Origin of the sequence: Streptomyces katrae, assembly GCF_000966975.1 — a bacterium.
Taxonomy (GTDB): Bacteria; Actinomycetota; Actinomycetes; order Streptomycetales; family Streptomycetaceae; genus Streptomyces; species Streptomyces katrae.
Genome location: NZ_JZWV01001689.1, coordinates 1 through 1,071, shown reverse-complemented (window position 1 = coordinate 1,071; position 1,071 = coordinate 1). Strand labels below are relative to the sequence as shown.

Here is a 1,071-nt window from a genome sequence, read left to right as displayed (position 1 = left end):
GTGCTGGCGGCCGGATTCGGGGCGTTCGCGCTGGGTCTGGCGTAGGCCGGACAGACCGGATCCGGGGGTCTCGTCACGGAGCACCCGTATACGAGGAGAGCGCCGCTCCCGGTGGGGAGCGGCGCTCTCTTGTCGTATGAACGCGGGGTCGCCGACGGCTGATCAGGCGATGGAGGCGGCCACGATCGCGGCGACGGCGAGGTTGCAGCAGGCGGTCACCCAGACGGCCGGGTGGGGCTCGGGGTCGACCACGATGGCGCCGAGCTTGCCCGGGGTCACCAGGTCCAGCACCAGGAAGGCCACGGCCATCAGGACCAGGCCGAGCAGGCCGAAGGCCGCCGTGGACAGCAGGCCCTTGCCGAAGTCCTCGTACGTGGTCCAGATCGAGGTGAAGACGATCCCGCCGATGCCGAGGAGCGCGGAGCTGAGCAGCAGGGCCGCGTTGCGGTTGCGCTCCTCCCAGATCTGCTTGGGGAGCTTCCCGGGAGTCAGTACGTCCACCAGCACGATCCCGAGGATCAGCAGGACCAGTCCGAGGGCGCCGTAGGCGGTCGTACGGCCGAGTCCGTTGACGATGTCGCTCATTGAGAAGCCTGTCTGACGCGGGGGTGGACAAGGATGTGCCAAGGCATGCCGAGGGGAGGCCGAATCTATCGCACGGCCCAGCCCCGGACCATGGGGAGGTCAGGAGATGGCAAAGACCAGGCCCGCGCGGCCCGGTGAGGCGGCGGCGCTGACCGCGCTGGTCAGACGTTCCAAGGCGCACTGGGGGTACGGCGCAGCCTTCCTCGCCGCGTGCGCGCCGGAACTGCGGGTCCGGGAGGAGGAGCTGACGGCCCGGCGGATCGTCGTGGCCGAGAACGGCCGGGGTGAGCTGCTGGGCCTCGCCTCCCTCGAGGACGTCGAGGCCTCCGAGGACGCGGAGGACATCGCGGGCGGGGTGAACATCGCGGGCGGGGAGGAGGCGGACGGCGGTCCGGGCCGCGGAGGCCGGACGGCGCGGCTGGGGCTGCTGTTCGTGGAGCCCTCCGCCATCGGCCGGGGCGTGGGGCGGCTGCTGTACCTGGACAC

General features: G+C 71.5%; 2 protein-coding genes. One reads left to right on the top strand and one right to left on the bottom strand.

All coding sequences use genetic code 11. The features are described 5' to 3' along the window. Window positions 1–162: 162 nt before the first annotated feature. A complete protein-coding gene (locus tag VR44_RS40125; RefSeq protein WP_045952634.1) occupies window positions 163–585 on the bottom strand; it encodes a DUF350 domain-containing protein in 423 nt (140 codons plus the stop codon). A gap of 106 nt (window positions 586–691) precedes the next feature. Here VR44_RS40125 and VR44_RS40120 point away from each other — a divergent pair. Further along, window positions 692–1,071 (top strand): GNAT family N-acetyltransferase (locus tag VR44_RS40120; RefSeq protein WP_045952633.1); only part of this gene is annotated, 380 nt, incomplete at its 3' end.

Excerpts from the sequence above, each read along its gene's own strand:
- VR44_RS40125 (WP_045952634.1), bottom strand. The coding sequence starts at position 585 with ATGAGCGACATCGTCAACGGACTCGGCCGTACGACCGCCTACGGCGCC.